22 protein-coding genes are annotated in these 25465 nt (G+C 72.6%); 10 read left to right on the forward strand and 12 right to left on the reverse strand.

The genetic code is table 11. The features are described 5' to 3' along the window. Positions 1–16: 16 nt before the first annotated feature. The gene (locus OIE53_RS01645) at positions 17–697 is read left to right on the forward strand and encodes a DUF4142 domain-containing protein (RefSeq protein WP_327024771.1); all 681 of its coding nucleotides are present in this window, start codon (positions 17–19) and stop codon (positions 695–697) included. A gap of 224 nt (positions 698–921) precedes the next feature. Here OIE53_RS01645 and OIE53_RS01650 read toward each other — a convergent pair whose 3' ends face one another. From OIE53_RS01650 to OIE53_RS01670, 5 genes are all read right to left on the reverse strand, one after another. Next, positions 922–1209, reverse strand: coding sequence for an Lrp/AsnC family transcriptional regulator (locus OIE53_RS01650; protein ID WP_327024772.1), 288 nt, complete (start codon positions 1207–1209; stop codon positions 922–924). A 36-nt stretch (positions 1210–1245) separates the two neighbouring features. Continuing rightward, the gene (locus tag OIE53_RS01655) at positions 1246–2139 is read right to left on the reverse strand and encodes a nucleotidyltransferase family protein (RefSeq protein ID WP_327027027.1); all 894 of its coding nucleotides are present in this window, start codon (positions 2137–2139) and stop codon (positions 1246–1248) included. A gap of 20 nt (positions 2140–2159) precedes the next feature. Continuing rightward, positions 2160–2702, reverse strand: a complete 543-nt coding sequence (locus OIE53_RS01660) for an NUDIX hydrolase (RefSeq protein ID WP_327024773.1) — start codon at positions 2700–2702, stop codon at positions 2160–2162. Between the two features lie 70 nt (positions 2703–2772). Beyond that, the gene (locus OIE53_RS01665) at positions 2773–4563 is read right to left on the reverse strand and encodes a RelA/SpoT family protein (protein ID WP_327027028.1); all 1791 of its coding nucleotides are present in this window, start codon (positions 4561–4563) and stop codon (positions 2773–2775) included. Positions 4564–4692: 129 nt separating this feature from the next. After that, positions 4693–6447: a DEDD exonuclease domain-containing protein gene (locus OIE53_RS01670; protein ID WP_327024774.1), complete on the reverse strand. Its 1755-nt coding sequence runs from the start codon at positions 6445–6447 to the stop codon at positions 4693–4695. 127 nt (positions 6448–6574) lie between these two features. On the opposite strand from OIE53_RS01670, the gene OIE53_RS01675 reads away from it, so the two are divergent. The 3 genes from OIE53_RS01675 (at position 6575) to OIE53_RS01685 (ending at position 10628) form a co-directional block, all read left to right on the forward strand. Next, positions 6575–8092 carry an NYN domain-containing protein gene (locus tag OIE53_RS01675; RefSeq protein WP_327024775.1) on the forward strand — a complete coding sequence of 506 codons (1518 nt, stop codon included), beginning with the start codon at positions 6575–6577 and terminating at the stop codon, positions 8090–8092. A 155-nt stretch (positions 8093–8247) separates the two neighbouring features. After that, on the forward strand, positions 8248–9504 hold the full coding sequence (locus OIE53_RS01680) for a M48 family metallopeptidase (RefSeq protein ID WP_327024776.1): 1257 nt from the start codon (positions 8248–8250) through the stop codon (positions 9502–9504). Next, the gene (locus tag OIE53_RS01685) at positions 9504–10628 is read left to right on the forward strand and encodes a glycosyltransferase family 4 protein (protein ID WP_327024777.1); all 1125 of its coding nucleotides are present in this window, start codon (positions 9504–9506) and stop codon (positions 10626–10628) included. The genes OIE53_RS01680 and OIE53_RS01685 overlap by 1 nt, the downstream gene beginning before the upstream one ends. A 35-nt stretch (positions 10629–10663) precedes the next feature. On the opposite strand, the gene OIE53_RS01690 is transcribed toward OIE53_RS01685, so the two are convergent. The 5 genes from OIE53_RS01690 to OIE53_RS01710 all read right to left on the reverse strand — a co-directional run bounded on the left by OIE53_RS01690 (position 10664) and on the right by OIE53_RS01710 (position 17552). Then, positions 10664–12421, reverse strand: a complete 1758-nt coding sequence (locus tag OIE53_RS01690) for a putative bifunctional diguanylate cyclase/phosphodiesterase (RefSeq protein ID WP_442791367.1) — start codon at positions 12419–12421, stop codon at positions 10664–10666. Then, positions 12396–13205, reverse strand: coding sequence for an SAM-dependent methyltransferase (locus OIE53_RS01695; protein ID WP_327024779.1), 810 nt, complete (start codon positions 13203–13205; stop codon positions 12396–12398). The genes OIE53_RS01690 and OIE53_RS01695 overlap by 26 nt, the downstream gene beginning before the upstream one ends. 162 nt (positions 13206–13367) lie before the next feature. Beyond that, entirely contained in the window at positions 13368–14036 is a 669-nt protein-coding gene (locus OIE53_RS01700) for a response regulator transcription factor (RefSeq protein ID WP_007072219.1), read from the reverse strand. Between the two features lie 7 nt (positions 14037–14043). Further along, positions 14044–15738: a GAF domain-containing sensor histidine kinase gene (locus OIE53_RS01705; RefSeq protein WP_327024780.1), complete on the reverse strand. Its 1695-nt coding sequence runs from the start codon at positions 15736–15738 to the stop codon at positions 14044–14046. Between the two features lie 14 nt (positions 15739–15752). Further along, positions 15753–17552: an AMP-dependent synthetase/ligase gene (locus tag OIE53_RS01710; RefSeq protein WP_327024781.1), complete on the reverse strand. Its 1800-nt coding sequence runs from the start codon at positions 17550–17552 to the stop codon at positions 15753–15755. Between the two features lie 147 nt (positions 17553–17699). Here OIE53_RS01710 and OIE53_RS01715 point away from each other — a divergent pair, with 147 nt between their 5' ends. From OIE53_RS01715 to OIE53_RS01740, 6 genes are all read left to right on the forward strand, one after another. Beyond that, positions 17700–18155 (forward strand): SRPBCC family protein, encoded by a 456-nt coding sequence (locus OIE53_RS01715; protein ID WP_327024782.1) that lies wholly within the window; start codon positions 17700–17702, stop codon positions 18153–18155. Positions 18156–18196: 41 nt separating this feature from the next. Further along, entirely contained in the window at positions 18197–18874 is a 678-nt protein-coding gene (locus OIE53_RS01720; RefSeq protein ID WP_327024783.1) for a hypothetical protein, read from the forward strand. 61 nt (positions 18875–18935) lie between these two features. After that, the gene (locus OIE53_RS01725) at positions 18936–19892 is read left to right on the forward strand and encodes an ROK family glucokinase (protein WP_327024784.1); all 957 of its coding nucleotides are present in this window, start codon (positions 18936–18938) and stop codon (positions 19890–19892) included. A 1-nt stretch (position 19893) separates the two neighbouring features. After that, positions 19894–20604: an endonuclease/exonuclease/phosphatase family protein gene (locus OIE53_RS01730; protein ID WP_327024785.1), complete on the forward strand. Its 711-nt coding sequence runs from the start codon at positions 19894–19896 to the stop codon at positions 20602–20604. Positions 20605–20696: 92 nt separating this feature from the next. Next, entirely contained in the window at positions 20697–22103 is a 1407-nt protein-coding gene (locus tag OIE53_RS01735) for a flavin-containing monooxygenase (protein WP_327024786.1), read from the forward strand. A gap of 23 nt (positions 22104–22126) precedes the next feature. Continuing rightward, positions 22127–22924 carry an alpha/beta hydrolase gene (locus OIE53_RS01740; RefSeq protein WP_327027029.1) on the forward strand — a complete coding sequence of 266 codons (798 nt, stop codon included), beginning with the start codon at positions 22127–22129 and terminating at the stop codon, positions 22922–22924. Positions 22925–22951: 27 nt separating this feature from the next. On the opposite strand, the gene OIE53_RS01745 is transcribed toward OIE53_RS01740, so the two are convergent. Both OIE53_RS01745 and OIE53_RS01750 read right to left on the reverse strand, forming a co-directional pair. After that, the gene (locus OIE53_RS01745) at positions 22952–24364 is read right to left on the reverse strand and encodes an alpha,alpha-trehalose-phosphate synthase (UDP-forming) (protein WP_327024787.1); all 1413 of its coding nucleotides are present in this window, start codon (positions 24362–24364) and stop codon (positions 22952–22954) included. A gap of 174 nt (positions 24365–24538) precedes the next feature. Then, positions 24539–25390: a DUF308 domain-containing protein gene (locus OIE53_RS01750; protein ID WP_327024788.1), complete on the reverse strand. Its 852-nt coding sequence runs from the start codon at positions 25388–25390 to the stop codon at positions 24539–24541. Positions 25391–25465: the final 75 nt, after the last annotated feature.

A 25465-nucleotide genomic window follows, 5' to 3' on the forward strand; every position in this document is an offset into this window, starting at 1 on the left:
TCAACGGGGAGGAAGCATGTTGGGTATCAAACGCCTCGGCCTGCTGGCCGCACTGGTGCTGGTGGGAGTCGCGCCCGCCGCAGCAGCGCAGGCAGCACAGCCGTCGGAGCAGGACACCCAGTACCTGCAGGCGATCCACCAGGTCAACCTCTACGAGGTGAAGGCCGGTGAGCTGGCGCAGAAGAAGGCACAGGACCAGCAGGTCAAGGACCTCGCGCAGATGATCGTCACCGATCACAAGGACCTCGACCAGCAGGTGAAGGACCTGGCCGGGCAGCTGAACGTCCAGTTGCCGAAGGAGCCCACTCCTGATCAGCGGACGGCTCTGGACCAGCTGAACAACGCCAGTGGTGAGGAGTTCGACCGGCTCTGGGTGACCCAGGGTCTGGCCGGTCACCTGCAGGCCATCCAGGCCACCCAGACGGAGATCTCGCAGGGCACCGAGGCCCAGGTGGTCCAGCTGGCGCAGACCGCCCTGCCGGTCCTGCAGGCGCACTACGACGCCCTGGTGCAACTGGCTGAGGCACTCGGCATCCCGGTGCCGCAGGCCAGCGCCAGCGCCAGCGGCACGCCCAGCCCGGGCGGCACCACGCCGACTCCAGGTGGCACCACGCCGGCTCCGAGTGGGACCTCCACCGAGGAGTCCCCGGCTCCGGGCGGCACCATCACCGAAACCCCGGTGCCGCAGCAGAGCTGACGCCCGACGGTACGCAAAGCCGGCCCAGCCCACCCCGGCTGGGCCGGCTCGCCCGTGCGCCCCACCGCCTCTCTGCGCCCGACCGCCCCCGCCCATCTGCGGCGATCTTGCACTTTCTGTCGGTGCAAAGCCGGATGAAGGGTGCATTTCGGCGACCAAAAGTGCAAGATCGCGGGATTCAAGGAGGGAGGGGCGGGGAGGGTGGGAGGGGGAGGGGTGCGGGGTTAGTCGGCGCCGGCTAGGCCGATGGCGAAGGCTTCTTCCAGGTCGTGGCGGGAGTAGGCGCGGAAGGCGATGTGGGACTCGGTGTTGAGCACCCCGGGCACCTTGGAGATGCTGCCCGCGATCACCTGGGCGATCTGGTCGAACTCGCGGACCCGGACCATGGCGATCAGATCCACGTGCCCGGCCACCGAGTAGACCTCACTCACCCCGGGCAGATTCGCCAGGGCCTCGGCCACCTCGGGAATCGCGTCGGTGGCGCAGTCGATCAGCACGATCGCGGTGATCACTGGAGGTTCTCCGTTCGTCGGTGTTCCAGGCCCATGCTAGGGCCCGCGAGACGGGTCAGCCGCAGGGACGGTGAGGTCGTCGTCCACCCGGATCACCTCGTGCAGCCGCTCGTCGGCGTCGACCGTGGCGCCGGGCCAGAGCACGCAGCGGGTCACCGTTCCGCGTACGGTGGCCCCGGCTCCGATCACCGACTGGTGGCAGTCGCCGGTGACGGTCGCGGTGGGATCGATCAGGCTGGTGTCCCCGGCGGCGTGCAGGTTAGCGGCCAGGTAGTCGGCCGGGGTGCCGGTGTCGTAGAAGGTGCCCCGGTAGGGGACCACGGTCAACCGGCCGGCGGCCTCGGCCGGCCGCCAGAGGGCCCGGACCAGGTCACCGAAGGTCGGCGGCAACTGCCGGACCAGTCGCCAGGGCAGCAGCGAGAAGCCGGTGAACAGGTGCCCGTCGAAGGTGCCCGGTGCCTTCGGGTCGAGGGCCGGCTGGCCCAGCAGGCGTACGGAGTCGCCGTCCCAGCCGTGCAACAGTGCCGCGATGTCCGGCCCGGGTGACGAGGTCGGGTCGGCCAGGTAGGCGTCCGCGTTCCCGACCAGTACCCCTCGACCGGCGATCCAGTCTCGCAGGTTGCCCACCCCGCCCGCGGTGCCGAGGGGGGACCCCTGTTCCACGGAGAGGTGGGCTCGGGTGCCGACCCGGTCGACCACCTGGTCACCCAGGTAGCAGGCGTTGACGGCGACCCGCTGTGGCCCGGTCAGGCCCAACCCGGCGAGCCGGGCCAGCGCGCGATCCAGCAGCGACACGTTGCCCACCGGGCAGAGCGCCTTGGGTAGCCGTTCGGTCAGCGGGCGCAACCGGGTGCCCTCTCCGGCGGCCAGCACGATCGCGCACAACTCCCCGTCGTACCGGGCGACCGGCTCGGAGCCACCACCGGACAGGCTGGAGACCGGCGGGTGGGTCACGGGAGGGTGTCCGGCAGGGGTGGCGGGAACTGTCCGGCCAGGGGGCCGATGTCGTAGTAGGCGAGCAGTCGCGCGGTGGGCCAGGTCAGCTTGGGCAGGTCGTCCAGGGGGTGCCAGGCGGCCTCGAAGACCTCCGCCCCGTCCACCGTCAGGGTGGTGCTCGACGCCGGCACCTCGGCGATGAAGACCATGTCCACCCAACCCTTGGCGTGGACGACCGCGTTGGGGGTGGCCGGGGTCAGCCGGGTGGGCGGCAGTCGTACCCCGGCCTCCTCGTGCAGTTCGCGGGCCGCGCCCACCGCGGGGTTCTCGCCGCGTTGCAGCAGCCCGGCCGGCAGCGACCAGCCCCGGCCCGGCGGCTGGCGCAGCAGCAGCAGCCGACCCGCTCCCTCGGCCTCGCTGTCATGCACCAGGGTGACCGCCCCGACGATGTACTTCGGCACGGCCAGGCGCACCAGCCGACGTCGCACCGGCAGGGGTAGCCGGTAGAAGATCTGGTAGACGGCGGCGCGACCGATGCGACGCGAGCGGGGGATCATGGCTTCAGGCTAGTGGCCCCGAGACCCCTTCGCGCCCGGGGAGCCCGGCACGTCACTGTCCGTGCCTACCTCACTGTCGATGGTCGACAAGGTCGATGAGTTGGCGTACGACGGCGTCCGGTTCGAGGACCCGGTCGAAGACCGCGACCAGCAGGGTCTCCAGGTCGGGGTAGCCGAGTTCCTCTGACAGTCGCAGCAGCGGCAGGTCGCTGGCCAGCCCTCGGTTGTGCTGACGCAGCGCCAGCCCGATGGTGGCCCGGCCCAGCCGGACCTTGTCGCTGATCGAGATGCCCGGCTCGCTGTGCTCGGCGAACCAGCGGTTGATCTGCATCTGGGCGTGCGGCGACTTGACGAAGCCGAGCCACTCGCGGCGCGGGCCCCGGGGGGCCACCTCCGCGTCCAGGGAGCATTCCTCGTCGGTCTCGGTGAAGATCTCCACCACGTCGCCCTCCTCCAGGGCGGAGGAGAGCGGCACCAGCCGACCGTTGACCCGGGCGGCCAGACATCGCTCGCCCCGGTCGGTGCCCAGTTCGTAGGCCAGGTCGACCGGGGTGGCCCCGGCCGGCAGGACGATCTGCCGGCCCTCGGCGACCACCTGGATCTGGGCCTCGGCCAGGTCGCTGCGCAGCGATTCCAGGAACTGGGCCGGGTCGGCCGCGTCCTGCTCCCAGTTCAGTACCCGGCGCAGCCAGTCGAGTTGTTCCGCGCAGGCCGTCGGGGTCGCGCCGGGGCGGGGGAAACGGAAGTCGGCCGCCACCCCGTACTCGGCTGAGCGGTGCATCTCCTCGGTGCGGATCAGCACCTCCACCGTCCGGTTCCGGGGGCCGCAGACGCTGGTGTGCAGGGAGCGGTAGAGGTTGTTCTTCGGTGAGGCGATGAAGTCCTTGAACCGGCCGGGTACCGGCCGCCAGAGGCCGTGGATGGCGCCGAGGGCCGCGTAGCAGTCGGTGGCCGGACCGTCCACCACGACGGTGATGCGGGGCAGGTCGTACGGTACGGCGTGGCCGCCGGCCACGGTGTCCTTCCAGATCGAGTAGAGGTGCCGGGGCCGGGGGGCCACGTTTGCGTCGACCCGGCTGCGCCGCAGCGCCACCTTGGCCTTGGCCACCACGTCGGCCAGGTAGTTGTCCCAGCCGGGGCGGTCGTGCACGTGGCGGGCGATGCGGGCGTGCTCCTCCGGCTCCAGGTGCATCAGCACCACGTCGTCCAGTTCCCGTTTGAGGGTCTGGATGCCCAGCCGGTCGCAGAGGGGCACCAGCACCTCAAGGGTCTTGCGGGCGATGCGTTCCCGCGAGGCCGCCGAGCGTACGCCCAGGGTGCGCATGTTGTGCAGCCGGTCGGCCAACTTGATGATCAGCACCCGGACGTCCTTGCCGGCCGCGATGATCATCTTTCGGATGGTCTCCGCCTCGGCGGCCTGGCCGTAGAACGCCTTGTCGAACTTGGTCACCCCGTCGACCAGGTGGGCCACCTCGTGGCCGAAGTCCTCGGCCAGGGCCTGCAAGGTGTAGCGGGTGTCCTCCACGGTGTCGTGCAGCAGCGCCGCCACCAGGGTGGTGGTGTCCATGCCCAGCTCGGCGCAGATCTGCGCGACCGCCAGGGGGTGGGTGATGTACGGCTCCCCGCTCTTGCGGAACTGACCGCGGTGCATGTTCTCCGCGATGGTGTACGACCGGCGCAGCACCGCCGGGTCGGCACCCGCGTGGATGCTGCGGTGGGTGCGGACCAGGTGGCCCACCGGTTCGGTGTCGTTGGTCGGCCAGGTCAGCAGCGACCGGAGGCGGCGGGCGAGCGGCAGTTCACCTGGCTGGGCGGGAAGTGCGCCCCGCAGGGCGCCGCCGCGTCCGGCGTCGACGTCCACGTGGGACACCCCCTCACTTCCGCTCCGGCAAGCCGGCGGATCGACAACCGGGAGCAGTACCTCGAAACGGGCAGGACTGCACTCCCATAACAGACTAAGTGAGTCGACGTAGTCCGATCGGACAGTTGCTCATGGGCGTTCGGACCAGAGTTGATGGGACGCTCCGCTTTCGGCCTTGGTCAACAGGTCACGGAAGCGACCCGCGCCGCGCACCGGGGAGGCCCAACCGGCCGACATCTCCACCAGCCGGGTCTCCGGTCGCTCCAGCCAGGACAGGATCCGTTCCGACTCCTCCGGGGTGGCTGCGGGGACCGGACCGTGCCCGGCCGACACCGTCTCGGCGGTCGCCCGGATGACGGCCAGGGTGGGTCGAGGATGGATCCCGGGTGGACTGACCCCCGCCCCGGCTAGTCGACCGTGCCGGACCAACGCCAGCTCCCAGCCGCCGCCGTCGGCCGGTCGGGCGGCGGCCAGCTCGGCGATCCCGGTCAGGGCGGCCAGCCGCTGCATGCGTACGGTCGCCCGCAGCACCGCCGCCAACCGGGACCGCAGCACGGCCGCCTCCTCGTAGCGCTGCCCGGCGGCCAGGGTCTCGATCCGGGCCAGCAGGGCCTCCACCACCGGCTGGACGTCGCCGGTGGTGGCCTCGGCGAACGGGGTGACCGCCACGGAGTCGTACTCCTGGGGGGTGATCCGGTGCTCGCAGGGTGCCGGGCAACGACCCAGCTCCGCCAGGGCGCAGGCCGGGGTGACCGTACGCAGGGACAACCGGTGGGTGCACTGGCGCAGCGGCACCGCGTCGTGAAAGCCGGCGGCGGCCAGCTCCGCGGCCCGCCGGGAGGAGAAGGGCCCCAGGTAGGCGCGGTCCTGGGGGGAGATCTCCCGGACCACGGACAGTCGGGGGTACGGCCCGTCGGTCAGCTTCAGCCAGACCACCCGCTCCGGAAACTTCGACCGCCGGTTGTACGGCGGCGCGTGTGCCCCGATCAGCCGCAGCTCACGGACCTCCGCCTCCAGCGAGTGGGCGCACTCCAGGGCCTCGACCCGTTCGGCAGCGGCCAGCATCTCCGAGATCCGGGCCCGCTTCTCCGCCGCGGTGAAGTAGCTGCGCACCCGGGTGGCGATGTCCCGTGAGGTGCCGACGTAGAGCGGACGGTCGTCGGCGGCCCGGAAGATGTAGACCCCGGGGGAGCGGGGCAGCCCGTCGGCCAGGTGACGTTTGCGGCGCTGGGTGGGGGTGACCGCCCGGGTGAACTCGATGGCCTCGCCGATGGTGTCGACCCGGTGCCCGCCGAGCCGCCCGATCAGCCCGTGCAGCACGTCGACCGTGGCCCGGGCGTCGTCCAGGGCCCGGTGGGTCGGGGTGGTGCCGGCCCGGAAGTAGGCCGCCAGGGTGCCGAGCTTGCGGTTGGTCACCTCGTCGCGCAGCAGCACCCGCCGGGCCAGGGCGGCGGTGTCCAGCACCCGGGGGTTCGGCCACCGGTAGCCGTGCCGGGCGCAGGCCGCCTTGAGGAACCCGACATCGTACGGGGCGTTGTGGGCCACCAGCACGGCATCGGAGATGAACTCCAGGAAGCTCGGCAGCACCTGCTCGATCGGGGGCGCGGGCAGCACCATCGCCTCGGTGATTCCGGTCAGCACGGTGATGAAGGGTGGAATCGGCACCCCGGGGTTGACCAGGGTGGCCAGCACCCCCAGCTCCTCGCCGCCGCGTACCTTCACCGCGCCGATCTCGGTGATGCCTCCGCCGTCCGGTGTCCCGCCGGTGGTCTCCAGGTCGACCACCACGAAGGTCGTCGCGTACAGCGGCAGGGCCGGGTCGACGCCCTCGGTGGCCGGGTCGAGCCCGGCGAGCGTCGGCTGGAGAAACTCCTGTGCTGCCATCGGCGGCACGGTAACCGGCCGGTCCGACACTCGCGCCCCACCGGTCTCATTCGCCACCACCGGTCTAGGATGAGAGATCGGCTCACTCACCGGGCGGTGGGCCCGGTCGCGGTGGGAGACTTGCCACATGCCCCTCACCGAGCCGCACGACGACAACCTCCCTCGGGAGGAGCAGGTCGTCTCGATGCCGGCTGCCGGTGACGGCGCTGAGAGCCCCGCCGTCGTCGACCCGGCGCAGCCGCCGCACACGGAGACCACCACCGATGGCGACCCCGCCGACACCCCCGGCGCGGAGCCAGCCGAGGCAGGCGCTGACGGGGAGGCGGAACAGACCCTGGAGCCGGAGCCGATCCTGCCGGAGCCGGTGCGGCAGCGGATCGTCTCCCTCACCGCGGCCGTGCTGCCGGGCATGCCGGCCGACGAGGTGCCGGTGCCGCTGCGTCGGGTGGCGAAGTTCGCCCCCAACCGGCGGGCCCGCCTGGGCGCCTCCGTGATCGCCGCCCAACTCGCCGCCGACCCCCTGCTGCGGCAGCGGGTCACCGCCCGGGTGCTGGCCGACGCCGGTGACCTGGGCGCCGCCGTCATCGAGGGGACCGCCCCCGCCGCCGCCGACCCCGTGGAGGTGGCCGCCCTGGCCTACCTGGCCCGGCCCCGCGGATGGCGGCAGTTGATCGACGCCAGCGGTGCGGCCGTACGCGCCGAGGCGGACACCGCCGTGGTGGCCGAACTGGTCCGCCAGGCCGAGCAGCGGGCGACCCGGGCCGAACACGACCGCGCGGTGGCCCGGGTCGAGGCCGACAAGCTGCGCGACGAACTGGCCCGGGTCCGCGAGGAACTGGGCCAACTGCGCGAGGAGTCCCGCCAGTTGGCCCGTACGCTGCGGGAGAGTCAGGCCCGCGAACGCAAGGCGAACGAACTGCTGGCCACGGAGCGGGGCCGGGCCGCCCGGGCCGCCACGGACGCGGACGCCGAGTTGCGCCGGGCCCGGGCCCGGCTGGCCGAGGCCGAGGCGGCGGCCGGGGTGGCCCGGGCCAGCGCCAAGGAGGCCCGGTCGGTCGACGACGCCCGCCTGTGGTTGCTGCTGGAGACCATCTCTCAGGCCGCCGTAGGGCTGCGCCGGGAGTTGGCGCTGGACCCGGTGGAGAAGCTGCCGGCCGACTTCGTCGCGGACTCCTTCGCGGACTCCTCGACGGCCACCCCCACCGGGGCCGCCACCCGGGCCCGGGACACGGACGACCCGGCCCGGCTGGATCAGCTGCTCGCCCTGCCCCGCGCCCACCTGGTGGTCGACGGCTACAACGTCACCAAACGGGGCTTCGGGGAGATGTCCCTGGAACAGCAGCGCAAGCGGCTGATCACCGGCCTGGGTGGGATCGCCGCCCAGACCGGTGACGAGGTCACGGTCGTCTTCGACGGCGCCGAGCGGATGCACGGGCTGCCCCCCACCCCACGGGGGGTGCGGGTGCTCTTCTCCCGCAAGGGGGAGACCGCCGACGAGCTGATCCGCCGGCTGGTCCGGGCCGAGCCGCCGGGTCGCGCGGTGGTGGTGGTCTCCTCCGACCGCGAGGTAGCCGACGGGGTACGCCGACACGGCGCCTACCCCCTGGGCGCGGACTCGCTGCTGCGTCGCCTGTCCCGGTCCTGATCGAACCCTGTGAACCACTCACGTGGGGAGGGAGCGGGGCGGGCAATAGGATTGGCGTCCCACGGCGACAGGAGCGACGGAATGAGGCGCACAACGGACGGCCGGTCTCAAACCGGTCGCTGCGCCGGAACGCCCCGACCGGGCGGGGTGCCCCGGTGAGCCCGCGCGGCTGGGCGGTGCTCACCCTCGCCGGTCTCGGCCTGGCCCTGCTGGTGGCGGCCCTGGTGCTGATCCCGTGGAACCGCCCACCGGCCCCCCGCGCCGACCAGTTGGCCGCCCTCCGGGAACTCCCCGCCGACCAGGTGGAACGGGCCCGGCAGTTCCGCTCCGCCCTGCGCCCCGGCAGTTGGACGGCGCTGGGCCTGGGGCTGCTGGTGGCCCTCCTGCTGGGGCTGACCCCGCTGGGCAGCCGCCTGATCGAGTTGGCCGGGCGCCCCTTCGGCGACCACTGGACCGCCCAGGCGATCCTCGGCGGGCTGGCCGTGGTGCTCGTGGCCGACCTGGTGACCCTGCCGTTGTCCGCCTGGCGGCACAGTGTGCTCAGCCGGTACGGACTGGCCACCAACGGCTGGGGTGGCTGGGCCGTCGACCTGCTCAAGTCGTACGCGGTCAGTGCCGTCATCGGCGCGGTGGCCCTGCTCGGCTTCTACACCATCGTGCGACTGGCCCCCCGCTGGTGGTGGGCCTTCGGGGCGGCCGGGGCGGCGACCCTGGTGGCGCTGCTCTCCTTCGTCCTGCCGGTGCTGGTGGAGCCGGTGTTCAACCGGTTCAGCCCGATGGAGCCGGGCCCGCTGCGTACCCAGCTGATGGACCTGGCCGCCCGCGACGGGGTGCCGGTGCGCGACGTGCTGGTGGCGGACGCCTCCCGGCGTACCCGGGCGGTGAACGCCTACGTGTCCGGGTACGGCCCGACCCGCCGGGTCGTGGTCTACGACACCCTGCTGCGGGAGGGCACCGATGCCGAGGTGACCGCCGTGGTGGCCCACGAACTCGGGCACGCCAAGGACCAGGACGTGCCCATCGGCACCCTCACCGGCGCCCTAGGTGCCGCAGCCGCCGTGGTGGCGCTCTACCTGATCGGTTCCTGGCCGCCCCTGCTGCGCCTGGCCGGGGTCGACTCGATCGCCGAACCCCGCGCCTTCGGGTTGCTGCTGGCCCTGGTCACGGTCGCCGGGCTGGTCTTCACCCCGGTGCAGGCCCTGATGTCGCGGCGGATCGAGGCCCGCGCCGACGCGCACGCCCTGGCTCTCACCGGTGACCCGGCCGCCTACGAGTCGATGCAGCGACGGCTGTCCTCGATCAACCTCTCCGACCCGGATCCACCCCGCTGGGAGTACCTCTACTCGGCCTCCCACCCCTCCACCGTGGAGCGGATCGCCGCCGCCCGCGCGTACGCCAGAAAGGCCGGTTGATGGGTCGCACGTTGCTGGTCACGAACGACTTCCCGCCCCGACCCGGCGGCATCCAGTCGTTCGTGCACAACCTGGCGGTACGCCAGCCGACAGACTCGGTGGTGGTGTACGCGTCGAGTTGGCCGGGGGCCGACAAGTTCGACGCCGACCAGCCCTTCGAGGTGATCCGGGAGCGCACCAAGGTGCTGCTGCCGACTCCGCTGGTGGCCCGCCGGGCGGCCCGGCTGGCCCGGGAGTACGACTGCGACAAGGTCTGGTTCGGTGCGGCCGCTCCGCTGGGCCTGCTGGCCGCCGGGCTGCGCCGCCGGGCCGGGGTACGCCGGGTGGTCGCCCTGACCCACGGGCACGAGGCGGGTTGGGCGGCCCTGCCGCTGGCCCGGACCGCCCTGCGGCGCATCGGCCGGGGCACCGACGTGGTCACCTACCTGGGGGAGTACACCCGCACCCGGCTGGCCCGGGCCCTGGACGGGGTGACCGAGCTGCGGCGGCTGGCCCCCGGGGTGGACACCGAGCTGTACCACCCGGGGGTCGACGGCTCCGGGGTACGACACCGGCTGGGGCTGGCCGACCGGCCGGTGGTGGTCTGTGTCTCGCGGCTGGTGCCCCGCAAGGGTCAGGACATGCTGATCCGGGCCATGCCGCTGATCCGCCGCCGGGTGCCCGACGCGGCCTTGCTGGTGGTCGGTGGCGGCCCGTACCGGGCGACCCTCACCCGGCTGGCCCGCCAGGTCGGGGTGGAGCGGGAGGTGGTCTTCACCGGCTCGGTGCCGGCGGCCGAACTGCCCGCCCACTACGCCGCCGGTGACGTGTACGCCATGCCCTGCCGGACCCGCAACCGGGGGCTGGACGTGGAAGGGCTCGGCATCGTCTACCTGGAGGCGTCGGCTACCGGCCTGCCCGTGGTGGCCGGTGACTCCGGGGGCGCGCCGGACGCGGTGCGGCAGGGGGAGACCGGCTATGTCGTCAACGGTCGGGATCTCAGCGAACTCGCCGACCGGGTGGGCACCCTGCTGGCCGACCGGGACCTGGCCCGTACCCTCGGCGCGGCCGGTAGGGCCTGGGTGGAACGCGAGTGGCGCTGGGAGACCCAGGCCGAACGCCTGAGCGCCCTGCTGCACGGCTGAGGCCGACCGGGCCCCGGCCCTACCGCAGGGGCCCCTCAGCGGAGGCGGGCGAGGATGTGTTCGGCGGGGGCGGGGCGGCCGAAGTGCCAGCCCTGACCCGCGTCGCAGCCGATCGCGCGCAGCCGTTCGGCCTGCCCCACGGTCTCCACCCCCTCCGCGGTCACCGTCAGGTCCAGGGCGTGGGCCAGGGAGACCAGTGAGGCCAGGATCCGTTCGTCCGGGGCCTCCGGTGCGCGCAGCCCCCGGACGAACTCCCCGGCCACCTTCAACTCGGTCACCGGCAGATCCCGCAGGTACGCCAGGTTGCTGTAACCGGTGCCGAAGTCGTCGATGGCGATTCGGACCCCGAGGTCGGCCAGGGCCCGCAGGGCCCGCACCGGCTGCTCGGCGCTGCTCATCATCATGCTCTCGGTGATCTCCAACTGGAGCCGGTCCGGTGGCAGGCCGGTGCGTTGCAGCAGACCGCACACCTCCTGCACCAGGTCAACCTGGCGGACCTGACGCACCGCCAGGTTGACGCTGACGTACGGGGGTTCCCCGGTGCTGGCCGACCAGCCGACCGCCTCCCGGCAGGCCTCGGCGAGCACCCAGGAGCCCAGCGGCACGATCAGGCCGGTCTCCTCGGCCAACCCGATGAAGCGGTCCGGACGCAGCACCCCCAACTGCGGGTGCCGCCAGCGCACCAGCGCCTCGACCCCGAGCATCGAACCGTCCTGCAAGGAGGTCAGCGGCTGGTAGTCGAGGTAGAACTCGCCGCGTTCCAACCCGCCGGGGATGGCGGCGCTCAACGCCTGCCGGGCCTGTTCCCGGCCGTCGCGTTCGGCGTCGTACAGGGCCCATCCCGCGCCACCGGCGTGCTTGGCCCACTGGAGGGTGCTGCCGGCCGCCCGCAGCAGGTCGTCCGGGGTGGTGCCGGCCACCCGCCGCTCCACCACCCCGACGCTGGCGGTGACCGTGATGTCATGCCCGCCGACCAGCGCCGGCTCCGCCATCGCCGCCAGGGCGGACTCGGCGACGGCCACCACGTCCCCGGTGCCGGTGGAGCGTTCCACCAGGATCATGAAGGCGTCCCCGCCGAGGCGGGCCACCAGGTGGGGTTCCACGGCGCGGCTGAGCCGCTGCGCGGCCGCCACCAGGGCCCGATCGCCGATCTGGTGGCCGTAGGAGTCGTTGATGCGCTTGAACCGGTCGATGTCCAGGAAGCACAGCCCGATCCGGTGGTCACCGGCGGGATGCCCGGCGCAGACCGCGGCCAGCCGGTCGGCGAACAGCGTCCGGTTGGGCAGGTCGGTGAGGGGGTCATGGGTGGCCTGGTGCCGGAAGCGGGCCTCGCTGGCCCGCAGCGCCCGCTCCGCCTCGGCGCGGGCGGTCTGCGCGGCCCGCCGGATCGCCTCCTGCTCGTCCAGGGTCCGGTCGCGCAGCGCCCGGGCGTAGCCGGTGGCGATCGCCGCGATCAGCCGGGCCATCCGGTCGGCGATGTCGTCGGTGACCAGGTCCAGGTCGCGGACCAGCCGGAGCTGGATCACCTCGACGGTACGACCCAGGGCCTCGGCGGAGGCGATGTGCGCGGTGACCAGTTCGGCGGCCACTCGATGCCCGGCGCGCAGGTCCAGCGGTTCGCTTCGCAGCGCCTCGGCCAGTTGATCGGTGAGCCGCTGCAGCAGCGTCTCCAGTTGGGCGTGGGTCAGCGGAAAGTAGCTGGTGCCCGTCAGCGCCTTGGCCCAGGCCCGAGCGAACACCCCCACCCGGGCGAGGTCGTCCGCCGGCTCAGCCACCGAGCCGCCCGACCCCACCGAGGAAGACCGCCCGCTCGGCGTCCTCGACGCTGTCCGGGGTCTCCGGACGCCACTGCGGCACCCACACCACCCCGGGCTCCACCAGGTCGAACCCCTCGAAGAAGGCCGTCAGCTCGGCCCGGCTGCGTACCCACAGGGGGTTGTCGGTGCGCTGGTAGACCTTCTGCGCCTCGGCCCGTTCGGCCTCGCTGCGGCCGTCGTCGCTGGCCTGGGAGAGCACCAGGTAGCTGCCCGGCGCCAGCGCCGCCCGCAGGGTGGCCAGCAGCTCGGCCGGCCGGTCCTGGTCGCCGACGAAGTGCAGCACCGCCACGACCAGCACGGCGACCGGCTGGGAGAAGTCGAGCAGGGCGCGGACCTCGGGGTGGCCGAGGATGCGCTCGGGGTGGCGCAGATCCTCCTGGATCACGGTCGCACCCTCGTTGCCGGCCAGGATCTCCCGGCTGTGGGCCACCGCCACCGGGTCGACGTCGACATAGACCACCCGGGAGTCGGGGGCGTGCCGCTGGGCGATCTCGTGCACGTTGCCGGCGGTGGGGATGCCCGAACCGATGTCCAGGAACTGCCGGACGCCGGCCTCGGTGAGGAACTGCATGGCCCTACGCAGGAAGGCGCGGTTGGCCTGGGCCATCAGCGGGGCCTCCGGCACCGCGGCCACCATGGCCTGGGCCGCCGCCCGGTCCACCGCGAAGTTGTGCGAACCGCCGAGGTAGTAGTCGTACATCCGAGCGACGCTGGGCCGCTCGACATCGATGGTCTCGGGCGCCCAGTCCGGCCGCTGCATCCTGCTGTCTCCTCCGCGCACCATGTCGGGCGTCAGCGCCCAGGCGGGGATTCTGCCCCACTTTCGTCACCGAAACCATAGTGTGTCGCAAGATGGCGGTCGATACAGATGATCCGTGCCCGCACGGTGGCGGACACGGATCATCCGTGCACTCTGGGTTACCTAGAACTTGGGCGCGTCCGGGGCCTCCAGCAGACCGAGCCGCAGGGCGGTCATCAGGGCCTGGGCCCGGTTGGCCGCGCCGAGCTTCTCGTAGAGCTTGGAGATGTGGGTCTTGGCGGTCGACTCGCTGACGAACAACTGCTTGGCGATGCCGGCGACGCTCATGCCGTCGGCCAGCAGCCGCAGCACCTGACCCTCGCGCGGCGACAGCTGCGGGCCGGAGGGGGCCAGTCGACGCTTCATCGCCTCGGCCAGGTCGGCGGCGGTGAAGGCGCTGGGGGAGGAGGCGGCGTGCCGGGCGGCGGCGACCACCTCGTCGGCCGGCGCGGTCTTCGGCACGAAGGCGCTGGCCCCGGCCTCCAGGGCGCCGAAGAGCTGGTCGTCGCCGGCGTACATGGTGAGCACGACGATGCCCATCGAGGCGCTGGACTTGCGCAGCGCCCGGGTGGCCTCCAGGCCGCTGCCGTCGGGCAGCCGCAGGTCCATGATCACCACATCCGGCTGCAACGCGCCGGCCTGCCGTACCCCCTCCGCCGCGGTCGCAGCCTCACCCACGACCTCGAACTGCCGGTCGCGCTCGAAGGCGTGCCGCAGGCCTTTCCGGATCAAGTCGTGGTCGTCGACAAGGAGGACCTTGGTACGGGTAGCCGGTGTCGGACTTGTGGTCATCCTCGGGTTACTCCCCTTCTGCTGCGGCGGCGCTACCGCGAAGGTTATCGCGCCGGGGCGACGAGCCGACCACCACCGCCACGGTCGTCCCGCTGGGCTGACGTGGTCGAATCTCCAACCGGCCCCGGATACGTTCCGCTCTCTCGGCCATGATCGCAAGCCCATAGTGCCCGTCGGAACGTTGGTCACCTATGCCGTGACCGTCATCCGACACTTCGATCTGGGCGTACGGGGGGTCCACCTCGCAGGTGACCCAGAGGTTGGCGGCACCGGCGTGCTTGCGGGCGTTGGTCACCGCCTCCTGGGCGATGCGCAGCAACTCGGCCTCGGTGGCGGCGGGCAGCCGGGCGGTGGACTCGTCGAGGGACAGGTGCACCCGCAGCCCGCCGGAGGCGCCGACCGTGCGGGCGTACTCGGCGATGGCGGCGGCCAGGCCCCCGTGCCGGTCCACCTCACTGCGCAGCTCGAACAGGCTCAACCGCAGCTCGGTGATGACCCGGGTGACCTCCTGCCGCAGGGTGCGCAGGCTCTCGGCGGTCTCCTCGGTGTCCTCGTGCACGGTGGCCAGGGCGTTGTCGATGCCGTAGCCGACCATCACCAGCTCCTGGGCCACCCCGTCGTGGATCTCCCGGGCCAGGCGCTGCCGCTCCTCGTTGGTGGCCAGCGACCGCACCTCGTCGAAGAGCAGGGCGGCTTCCAGGCGCAGCGCCGCCGGGCCGGTCAGCCCGGTCACCTCGGCGGTCACCGAGGGCGGGTAGGCGTGGCCGGCGTCGGCCTCCAACACCACCAGACCGACCGTACGGACCCCGGCGACCAGCGGCACGATCAGCGCGGAGACCTCCCCGCCCCGGTGGGACCGGGACTGGGACCGGGCCGCGGTCTGCGGCTGCTGACTGGCCCAGGCGTCGGCGATGGCGGAGTCCGCGTCCAGGGTGGTCTCCCAGTCGACCCGGTCCGCGCCGATCTGGGCCAGCACCACCAGCCGCCCCCCGCCGCTGGCGGACAGCACTGCCCCCCGGTCGGTACGGGCCACCGTGCGCAGCTCCTCGAGGAGGTGCTCGGATATCCCCCCGGGGTCCAGGGTCGCGCCGGGCAGTTGGCGGGCGACCGTACGCAGCTGGGTCAGCAGCCGGGTCGCCTCGGCGTACGGCTGGGGTTTGGCGTCGTGTCGCAGCTGCATCACCCGGTGCAGGGTCTGTGCCGCGTAGAGGCCGAGCACGGCCAGGATCAGCCACTGGGCGCAGACCACGAGGTAACCGGTCTGGGTCAGCTGCCGGACCCCGCCGACCAGGGTCAGCCCGCCGGTGATCAGCAGGGTGCCCGCCAGGGTGGCGATCAGCAGGGCCCCCTCGCGGAAGCGGCGCCGCAACGCGGTGACCGTCACCGGCACCGCCAGGTACGGCAGCACCGCGGAGGCCCCCAGCCCGTCGATGTGCCCCCCGATGGTGGCCACCGCCGCCACCTGGCTCGCCGCCAGGCCCAGCACCACCACCTCCGCCGTCCGGCTGATCGGCCCGATCAGCCAGTGCTCGGGGGCCAGCGAGGCCGGCATGCCGGCGACCGCCAGCAGCACGATCCACCAGAGCTGGGTCAGGTCACGGGTGGCCAGCAGGGTCAGGACGGCGACCAGTGCGAGCACGACCACCCGGGTCGCCGAGGCGAGCGGATGGGAACGGGCCAGGGCGGTTGTCGAGGCGGACACGTGACGGATCGTAGTCAGCCGCGGTAGATGTCCGCGATTTCCGCCGCGTACGTCTTGTGTACGACCTGACGCTTCACCTTCAGCGAGGGGGTCAGCTCGCCGGTGGCCTCGGTGAAGTCCTGGGGCAGGATCCGGAACACCTTGATCGCCTCGGCCTTGGAGACGGACTGGTTGGCCAGGTCCACCGCGCCCTGGATCTCCGCGCGCAGCCCCTCGTGCTCGCGCAGCTTCTCGGCGCTGGTGTCGGCGGGCAGGCCGACCGAGGCCAACCAGGCCGGTAGCGCCTCCTCGTCCAGGGTGATCAGGGCGGCGATGAACGGCTGCCGGTCGCCCACCACGACGCACTGGCTGACCAGTTGGTGCGCCCGCACCTGGTCCTCCAGCATGGCCGGGGCGACGTTCTTGCCGCCGGCCGTCACGATGATCTCCTTCTTCCGGCCGGTGATGGTCAGGAAGCCGTCGCCGTCGAGCTGACCGAGGTCGCCGGTGGCGAACCAGCCGTCGGAGCTGATCGCCTCGGCGGTGGCCTCCTGGTTGCGCCAGTACCCCTGGAAGACGATGTCACCGGCGATGAGGACCTCGCCGTCGTCGGCGATCCGGATGGTCACCCCGGGCAGCGGCCGACCGACCGTACCGATGCGGGTGAAGCCCGGCAGGTTCGCCGAGGCGGCCGGGGAGGTCTCGGTGAGCCCGTACCCCTCGTAGACGGTCACTCCGACACCCCGGAAGAAGTGCCCTAGCCGGGCACCGAGCGGGGCCCCACCGGACATCGCGTCGCGGCAGCGCCCGCCGAGGGCGGCCCGCAGCTTGCCGTAGACCAGCTTGTCGAAGAGGGCGTGCTGGACCCGCAGCGCCAGGCCGGGCCCGGCCGAGGTCTCCAGCGCCTCGCTGTAGGCGATGGCGACCGCCTCGGCCCGCGCGAAGATCTTGCCCTTGCCGGCGGCCTCGGCCTTCTGCTTGGCGCCGTTGTAGACCTTCTCGAAGACCCGGGGCACGGAGAGCACGAAGGTCGGCTTGATCTCCTGGAGATCAGCGACCAGGTTCTTGGCGTCCGGGCAGTGCGCCATGGTGGCCCGGGCCTGCACCACACCGATCTGGATGAGCCGGGCGAAGGCGTGCGCCAACGGCAGGAAGAGCAGGGTGGAGGCGTTCGGGCCGAACAGGTTCGGCAGCACCGGCACCGCGTTGGCGATGTCGGTGTACATGTTGCGGTGGGTCAGCACGCAGCCCTTGGGCCGACCGGTGGTGCCGCTGGTGTAGATGATCGTGGCCAAGGCGGAGGAGCGCAGTTCGGCCCGCCGTCGGTCGATCTCGGCGGGTTCCACCGTCGCGCCCGCCCTGATCAGGTCGTCGACCCCGCCGAGGTCGATCTGCCAGGTGTTGGCCAGCTCCGGGGTCCGGTCCCGGACCCCGGCCAGCAGGGTGGCGTGGGCGGTGGTCTCCACCACGGCGGCCACCGCGCCGGAGTCGGCCAGGATCCAGGCGGCCTGTTCGGCGCTGGAGGTCTCGTAGACCGGCACGGTCACCGCGCCGGCGGCCCAGATGGCGTAGTCGACGAGGGTCCACTCGTAGCGGGTGCGGCTCATCAGCGCCACCCGGTCGCCGGGCTTGACGCCGGTGGCGACCAGGCCGCGGGCGACCGCGATCACCTCGTCGCGGAACTGGCGGCAGGTGACCTCCACCAGGGCCCCGTTGGAGTCACGGCGGAGGAACTGCACCGCGTCCGGCGCCACCTCGGCGTTGTCCCAGACGGGATCGGTGAGGTTGGCCGAATCGCCGACGGTGACGATCGGCGGGACGGAGAACTCGCGCACCTGCACTCCCTCGTGCTTGCACTGGCCGGTCGGGGGCGCCACCGGCGGGTCTGCTCATTCCGAAACCTACCTGGCCCACCCTCGGCCGGCACATCGCAGGTGGGGCGGCGCGGCGCGACCGCCCGGTCGGGGCGGTAGCCTCCCCCCATGGCGGACTCCTCCACCCAGTCGATCATCATCGGCGCGTCACCGGATCAGGTGGCGGCGGTCATCTGCGACTTCCCGAGCTATCCCCGCTGGACCGACGCGGTACGGCAGGCGGAGGTCATCGAGGAGTACGAGGACGGTTACGCCAGCCAGGTCCGCTTCGTCCTAGACGCCGGGGTGATGGCCGACGAGTACGTGCTGGAGTACGCCTACGCCGAGGACCTGTCCCGCATCGAGTGGCACCTGGTGGCGCCGTCGAAGATGCAGAAGCTCCAGCGCGGCTCGTACGACCTGGTCGGCAACGCCGACGGCAGCACCACCGTGACCTACACCCTGGAGGTGGAACTCGCGGTCGGGATGCTGGGGATGTTTCGGCGCAAGGCCGAGAAAATGATCATGGATGCCGCGTTGAAGCAGCTCAAGCGCCGGGTAGAAGCATCTGGCTCGGCGCACTGAGGCGTCCGGCGGCGCGGTCGCTCACGGCAGAGGAGCCCACGATGGGTGCAACGGATCCGGGTTCGGCCCGGCAGGAGGCGGAGCGGCTGGTCGCCACTCTGCTGGCCAGCGCGCGGTTGGCCGCCGCCAGCCCCGGTGGGGGACCCCTGGGCGCCCTGGGCGGGATGGTGACCAGTGTCCTCGGTCACAACGGCCCGTCGGACTCCTCCGACCAGGCCACCGGGGCGGGTTTCGCCACCGGTACGGCGGAATGCTGTGTCTGCCCCGTCTGCCGAGGAATCGCCGCGTTGCGTGATCCGAGTCCGGAATTCGCGGAGCGGTTGGCCACCGGTGCCGGTGACCTGGCCGCCGGCCTGGCCAGCTTCCTGCGGGCCTTCGCCCCCACCGAGACCCCCGAGGACCCCTATCACGAACCGGGCACCGGCGCCGATGGTGACCACGTGTGGCGCGAGGCGACCCGTACCGGGCATGATTCTCAGCCGGCACCGGATCGGGACGTCTGGACCGCCGCTACCCGGGCGGAGGAGGGCGCCGTCCCGGCCGTCCCGCCCGTCGACGCCGCCGGGCCGGTCGCGGACGCCGCAGGCCCGACGCCGGAGGTCGGCCGCCCGGTGGTGCCCACCTCACGGACCCCGGACGGCGACGGCCGGGTCGTGTCCTCGGACGCCGCGGTGCCCACCGGCGCCGAGCAGCAGGGCGCACCAGGCGACGACGCCTGACTTCAGGGACCACCCGCACCACCGGCCCAGAGCAGGTGTGCGCGGGGCACAGCAGAGGGGAGTGGCAGCGGTGACGCTGACCATCGGAGTCGACGTGGGTGGCACGAAGGTGGCCGGCGGTGTCGTCGACGACACCGGCACGGTGCTGGTGCAGACCCGACGGGACACCCCCGCCGACGACGTGGGCAAGACCCGCGACGTCATCATCGAACTGGTCGCCGAACTGGCCACCGGGCACGACATCCAGGCGGTCGGCATCGGGGCGGCCGGGTGGATCGACGCCAGCCGCTCCACCGTGCTGTTCGCCCCCAACCTGGCCTGGCGGGACGAGCCGTTGCGGGCGTACGTCAGCGCGGCCGTCGGGTTGCCGGTGATCGTGGAGAACGACGGCAACGTGGCCGCCTGGGCGGAGTTCCGCTACGGCGCGGCCCGGCAGGCCGAGGACTCGATGGTCATGTTCACCATCGGCACCGGGGTCGGCGGCGGCATCGTACTCGGCGGTGGCCTGGTTCGTGGCGCCAACGGCATCGCCGCCGAACTGGGCCACATGCTCGCCGTCCCGGACGGGCACCAGTGCGGCTGCGGTCGGCTCGGCTGCATCGAGCAGTACGCCAGCGGCAGCGCCCTGGTCCGCTTCGCCCGGGCCGCGGCCCGACAGGAACCGCAGCGGGCGACCGCGCTGCTGGAACTGGCGGCCGGCGAGGCCGAGGCGATCACCGGCCCGATGGTGACCGCCGCGGCCAAGGCCGGTGACCCGGTCGCCACGGAGGCCTTCGCCCAGGTCGGGCGCTGGCTCGGCACCAGCCTGGCGGACATGGCCCAGATGCTCGACCCCCAGGTGCTCGTCATCGGCGGTGGCGTCATCGAGGCCGGTGACCTGCTGATGGGCCCGACCCGGCGGTCCTACACCGAGTCGCTGGCCCAGCGCAGCCGGCTGCCGGTGGCCGAGATCCGCCCGGCCGAGCTGGGCAACGCCGCCGGAGTCATCGGCGCGGCCGACCTGGCCCGGCGGATCTGACATGGCCGACTCCGCCCCCGGGGTGCCGCTGCGCGTCGTGTCCTACAACGTGCACGGCCAACGCGACGACACCACCGCCCTGGCCACGGTCGTCCGCCAACTGGCACCGGATGTGCTGATCGTCCAGGAGGGCCCCCGCCGCTTCGGGTGGCGGTCCAAGTCGGCCTCCCTGGCCGCCTCCCTGGGTCTGGTGGTCGCCGCCGGTGGACTGCCCTCGCTGGGCAACCTGCTGCTGGTCAACCTGCGGGTACGGGTGACCGGGGTGCGTCACCAGCGGTTCCCGCTGACCCCAGGCCGACACATGCGGGGTGCCGCGTACGCCGACTGTCTGGTCGGCGGCGGCGCCCGGTTCACGGTGGCCGGGTCGCACCTGGCCACCGACCCGGTGGAGCGGCCGGAGCAGGCGAGACTGTTCAAGAAGGAGGTGCAGGCCGCGCCGTGGCCGGTGATCGCGGCGGCCGACCTCAACGACGAACCGGACGGGTCGGCCTGGTGCGTCCTGGCGGACGGGCTGACCGACGCCGCGATCGCCGCAGACCGGGCCGACCGGCTCACCTACTCCTGCGCGAACCCGCGGCGGCGCATCGACGCGGTCTTCGTCGACCCCCGGATCACCGTGGTCGACTACGACGTGCTGGACACCCCCCTGACCCGGCGGGCCAGTGACCATTTTCCGATCGTCGTCGATCTGCTCCTGCCGACGACCGGCTGACCTGCGACGCTCGGACGGGCTGGACATACCGCGCGGATGTGGAGAAGATTTCGCGCGACCCGGCATGCGTGCCGAGACGAAGGAGATCCCCGGTGCCCACCCCCACCGAGCACGGCCGGCCCGATCCGGAGACGACCACGCCAGCCCGCAGCCACGACGGTCACCCGGTCGCCGACCGGGGTGACACCGTCTGTGTCATCGGCGCCGGAGCCAGCGGCCTGACCGCGATCAAGAACCTCGCCGAGCACGGCTTCGGGGTGGACTGCTACGAACGCGAGACCGGCATCGGCGGCGCCTGGAACTGGCGACACGACCGCAGCCCGGTGTACGCCAGCACCCACCTGATCTCCTCGCGGCCCTTCACCCAGTTCCCCGACTTCCCGATGCCGGACGACTGGCCGGACTACCCGCACCACAGCCGGCTGCTGTCCTATTTCGAGCGGTATGCCGACCACTTCGACCTGCGTCGGCACATCTGGTTCGGCACCGAGGTGGTGCGGATCGAACCGGTGGCGGACGACCGTTGGGACGTCACGACCCGCAGCACCGGCGGCTACGGCCCCGAACGCACCTCCCGGTACGCCGCCGTGCTGATCGCCAACGGGCACAACTGGTCCCCCAAGCTGCCCCGCTACGAGGGGCTGGAGCAGTTCCGGGGCGAGGTCATGCACGCCTCCTCCTACCAGGACCCGGCCCAGTTGCGCGGCAAGCGGGTGCTGGTGGTCGGGGCCGGCAACACCGGCTGCGACATCGCCGTGGAGGCCGCCCAGCAGGCCTCGCACTGCTGGCACTCCACCCGGCGCGGCTACTGGTACGCCCCCAAGTACGTCTTCGGTCGCCCGGCCGACCAGGTCAACGACACCCTGCTGGCCCTGCGGGTGCCGCTGTGGCTACGCCAGTGGCTCTACCACCGCACCCTGCGGCTGACGGTCGGCGACCTGACCCGCTTCGGCCTGCCCGAGCCGGACCACCGGGTGTACGAGACCCACCCGATCGCCAACAGTCAACTCGTCTACCACGTCGGTCACGGCGCGATCACCCCCGTGCCGGACATCGCCCGGCTGCACTCCCACTCCGTGGAGTTGACCGACGGCCGACAGATCGACCCGGAACTCGTCATCTTCGCCACCGGCTACCTGCCGCGCTTCGAGTTCCTCGACGCGAAGATCCTCGGCGACGACGAGGGGGTGGGCCGCCCCCGGCTGTGGCTCAACGCCTTCGTCCCGAACTATCCGACCCTGGCGGTCGCCGGCCTGCTCCAACCGGACTCCGGTCTCTTCCCGCTGGTGCACTGGCAGGCCGTGCTCTTCGCCCGCCTGCTGCACGCCCGGATGACCCGCCCGCAACGCGCCGCCGCCTTCGCCGCCCGGGTGACCTCCGGGGCGGGTGAACGCTACTCGGGTCGGGTCAAGGACTCCACCCGGCACTGGTTCGAGGTCGGCCATGTCGACTACCTGCGCGCCCTGGAGCGTGCGCTGCGCGACCTGGAGGGCAAGTGACGCAGTTAAGCCGGCAGCCACGGATGGTGCGCGGTTGGGAGTGGGCGCGTCCGGTCCGCCCGGTCCGACGCGAGGTGCTCAGCGTGGTCCCGGAACTGGAGCAGGGGCATCCGCCGCTGCTGTTCGTACCCGGCTTCGGGCACGGCGCCTGGGCGTACGCCGAGCACTGGCTGGGGCACACCGCCGCCCGGGGTTTCCCGGCCTACGCGGTCAGCCTGCGCGGGCACGGCGGCAGCGGCCCCGCACCGGATGCCGACCTGCGGGCGTACGCCCACGATGTGGTTCAGGCGGCGGCGGGCCTGCCCCGCCAGGCGGTGCTGGTGGGGCACGGCGCCGGGGCCCTGGTGGTGGCGCACGCCCTGGCCCGCTACCCGGCCCGGGCGGCGGTGCTGGTGGCCCCGGTCCTCGGCGGCTGGGCGAACCTGGGTGCGGCGCTGCGGCACAACCCCGTCGGCACCCTGCCGGCGGTGTTCGGTGGCGGGCTGCGGCTGAGCCGGAGCCAGCTGTTCAGCCGGGAACTGCCCGAGGCCGAGGCCCGGCGGCACACCGCCCGGCTGGGTCGGGCCGCTCGGCGGGCCCAGTGGCAACTGCTCACCGGCGGGGATCCGGAACCGGCCGTGGGCCGCCCGCCGGTGCTGGTCCTGGGCAGCCCGGACGACCGGGTGGTGCCGGCGGCGGCGCTGACCCGCGCGGCCCGGCGGTACGGCTCGGCTCCCCTGCTCTTCCCGGGCATGGGACACGACCTGATGCTGGACGCCCGGTGGCGGGAGCCGATCGACGCCATCCTGGACTGGCTGCTCAAGCAGCCCAACCGGCCCTGACGGGCGGCGGACCTCCGTCCGCCGCCCTCAGCCGCCGAGCCGGGTCAGCAGCGATCCGCTCTGATCCAGGGCGGACAGGTAGGACCGGGCCCAGGCCCGGATGTCGTGTTCCCGCAGGTGGGCGCGCATGGCCTGCATCCGGGCCCGGACATCGGCCGGCTCGGCCCGCAGGGCCGCCAGCAACCCCTGCTTGAGCCCCTCCAGGTCGTGCGGGTTGACCAGGTACGCCTGCGACAACTCGGCGGCGGCCCCGGCGAACTCGCTGAGCAGCAGGGCACCGCCGTCATCCACCCGGGCGGCCACGTACTCCTTGGCGACCAGGTTCATCCCGTCCCGCAGGGGAGTCACCGCCATCACGTCCGCCACCCGGTAGAGGGCGGCCAGTTCGGTCCGGTCGAACGGCTGGGTCAGGTAGTGGATCGCGGGCTCACCCACCCGACCGAACTCGCCGTTGATCCGGCCGACCTCCCGCTCGACCCGGTCGCGGAGGATCTGGTACTGGCCGACCCTTTCCCGGCTGGGCACCGCCACCTGCACCAGGACGGTGTCGCGGACCTTGACGTGCCCGTCCGCCAGCAGTTCGCTGTACGCCTTGAGCCGCTGCTCGATGCCCTTGGTGTAGTCCATCCGGTCCACACTGAGGATCACCTGCTCCGGGCTGCCCAGGTCGTGCCGCAGCCGACCGGCCCGGTCGGACACCTCCGGCCGCCCGGCCAGCGCCGCCATCTCGTTGGTGTCGATGGAGACCGGGAAGGCCCCGATGCGCACCATCCGGTCCTCGACCGCGATCCGCCGGTCGGTGGCCGGCAGCCCCAGCACCTTGGTCACCAGTTGGGAGAAGTTGTGCGCCGCCTGGGCCCGCTGGAAACCGACCAGATCCGCGCCGAGCATCCCGCGCAGCAGTTCCGCCCGACGGGGCAACTGCATGAACAACTCCGGGGGCGGGAAGGGCACGTGCAGGAAGAAGCCGATGCGCAGGTCGGGTCGCAGGGCACGGAGCATCCCCGGCACCAGTTGCAGGTGGTAGTCCTGCACCCAGACCACCGCGCCGGCCTCGGCGACCTGGGCGGTCGCCTCGGCGAAGCGCTGGTTGACCCGCTGGTACGCGTCCCACCAGCGCCGGTGATGCTCGGGCTGCTCCACCGCGTCGTGGTAGATCGGCCAGAGGGTGGCGTTGGCGAAGCCCTCGTAGTGGTCGCGCAGGTCTTCGCTGGTCAGGGGGACGGTGTGCATACGTACCCCGTCGACGTCCGGCAGGGTGGGCGCGGGGCCGGTCCCGCCGGCCCAGCCGACCCAGGTGGCCGGGGTGTGTCTCAACAGGGGGTGCAGGGCGCTCACCAGCCCACCGGGACTGCGTCGCCACTCGCAGGCGCCGTCGAGCGCCACGTTGTCGTTGATGGGGAGGCGGTTGGCTACCACCACGAGGGAACTCTGTCGCATCTCGGGCATTCCGATCAGCAGGGGAGTGACCGCCACGAGGAGGAACAACCGGGGCAGTCAGGGGGGTGACGTGACGTACTACGGTATTCCTACTGACAGTAAGTTACACCACTGTTACATGCCTCGGAGCAGGCGGCCTCCGTCCCGGTATCCGGGCGGCTGCTGTGCGACGGCTCAGACGACCGCCCCATCGTCGGGATCGCGTTCCTCGTCGCCCGGGCGCAGCCGCCACACCAGGGTGACGAAACCGGCGAGGATGCCGGTGAACCCGAGCAGGGTGACCACCCCCCGGTCGGCCGGGATCAGGTCCGGGAAGAGGAACAACACGAACCCGAACATCACCGCCAGCACCCCGGCGGCGGCGTACTTCGAGACCCGGGGCAGGGGTGGGGGAGGCGGCGGCACGTAGCGCTCGTCGGCGTCCGGGTCGTCCGGCAGGTCCGCGCCGAAGGTGTCCAGGCCGTCCAGCAGCGAGGGGCCGTCCCCGTCGCGGGGGCCACGCCCCACGGAGACACCGGAGATGTCCCCGGCGTACGGCAACCGGCGCAGCGGGGTGGTGGTGGTCGGTCCGGCCGGCTCCTCCGTGCTCGGCAGCGTCGCCGTGGCGGTGCCGCCGGGGCGAGCCGGCGGATCATCCACGTCCTCCGCAGCCGGCCAGGGGTTCGCCCCGGTGCTGGGGGAGCTGTGGAACCCGGCGACGATCTGGGCCCACTCGGCGTCGATGTCCGGTTCCCTGGGGGCGGCCCCGGGCGGATTCTCGTCGGACAGCTGGTGCAGGTAGTCCCGGGCGGTGCTCAGGTGCGAGCGGTCCACGTAGAGCCGGTCGACCGGTCGAGAAGGCACCGTGGTGGTGCGGGTGACCGGATTCAGATCCGCCGAGGGTTGCAGATAGGCGGCGATGCCGCCGGCCGCCAGCACGTCGAGCAGGTGCTCGCCGACGCGCGGGTCGACGTCGCCTGCCACGGCGTACTCGCTCGCGTCGATCCCGTTGTCCCGTCGTCCCCGACGGGCTCCACCCGCTGACACCGGACCATCCTCCTCATCGCGCCGCGGCGCGCCCCGCGTCCAGCCCTGGGCGCCACTAACACGCCGTGCTCTGAA

Source organism: Micromonospora sp. NBC_01739, from assembly GCF_035920385.1.
In the GTDB taxonomy this organism is placed as follows: Bacteria; Actinomycetota; Actinomycetes; order Mycobacteriales; family Micromonosporaceae; genus Micromonospora.

Coding starts and splice junctions, on each gene's coding strand:
- OIE53_RS01645 (WP_327024771.1), top strand. CDS start 17: ATGTTGGGTATCAAACGCCTCGGCCTGCTGGCCGCACTGGTGCTGGTG.
- OIE53_RS01660 (WP_327024773.1), bottom strand. CDS start 2,702: ATGATCCCCCGCTCGCGTCGCATCGGTCGCGCCGCCGTCTACCAGATC.
- OIE53_RS01670 (WP_327024774.1), bottom strand. CDS start 6,447: ATGGCAGCACAGGAGTTTCTCCAGCCGACGCTCGCCGGGCTCGACCCG.
- OIE53_RS01675 (WP_327024775.1), top strand. CDS start 6,575: ATGCCCCTCACCGAGCCGCACGACGACAACCTCCCTCGGGAGGAGCAG.
- OIE53_RS01685 (WP_327024777.1), top strand. CDS start 9,504: ATGGGTCGCACGTTGCTGGTCACGAACGACTTCCCGCCCCGACCCGGC.
- OIE53_RS01695 (WP_327024779.1), bottom strand. CDS start 13,205: ATGCAGCGGCCGGACTGGGCGCCCGAGACCATCGATGTCGAGCGGCCC.
- OIE53_RS01700 (WP_007072219.1), bottom strand. CDS start 14,036: ATGACCACAAGTCCGACACCGGCTACCCGTACCAAGGTCCTCCTTGTC.
- OIE53_RS01715 (WP_327024782.1), top strand. CDS start 17,700: ATGGCGGACTCCTCCACCCAGTCGATCATCATCGGCGCGTCACCGGAT.
- OIE53_RS01720 (WP_327024783.1), top strand. CDS start 18,197: ATGGGTGCAACGGATCCGGGTTCGGCCCGGCAGGAGGCGGAGCGGCTG.
- OIE53_RS01730 (WP_327024785.1), top strand. CDS start 19,894: ATGGCCGACTCCGCCCCCGGGGTGCCGCTGCGCGTCGTGTCCTACAAC.
- OIE53_RS01740 (WP_327027029.1), top strand. CDS start 22,127: ATGGTGCGCGGTTGGGAGTGGGCGCGTCCGGTCCGCCCGGTCCGACGC.
- OIE53_RS01745 (WP_327024787.1), bottom strand. CDS start 24,364: ATGCGACAGAGTTCCCTCGTGGTGGTAGCCAACCGCCTCCCCATCAAC.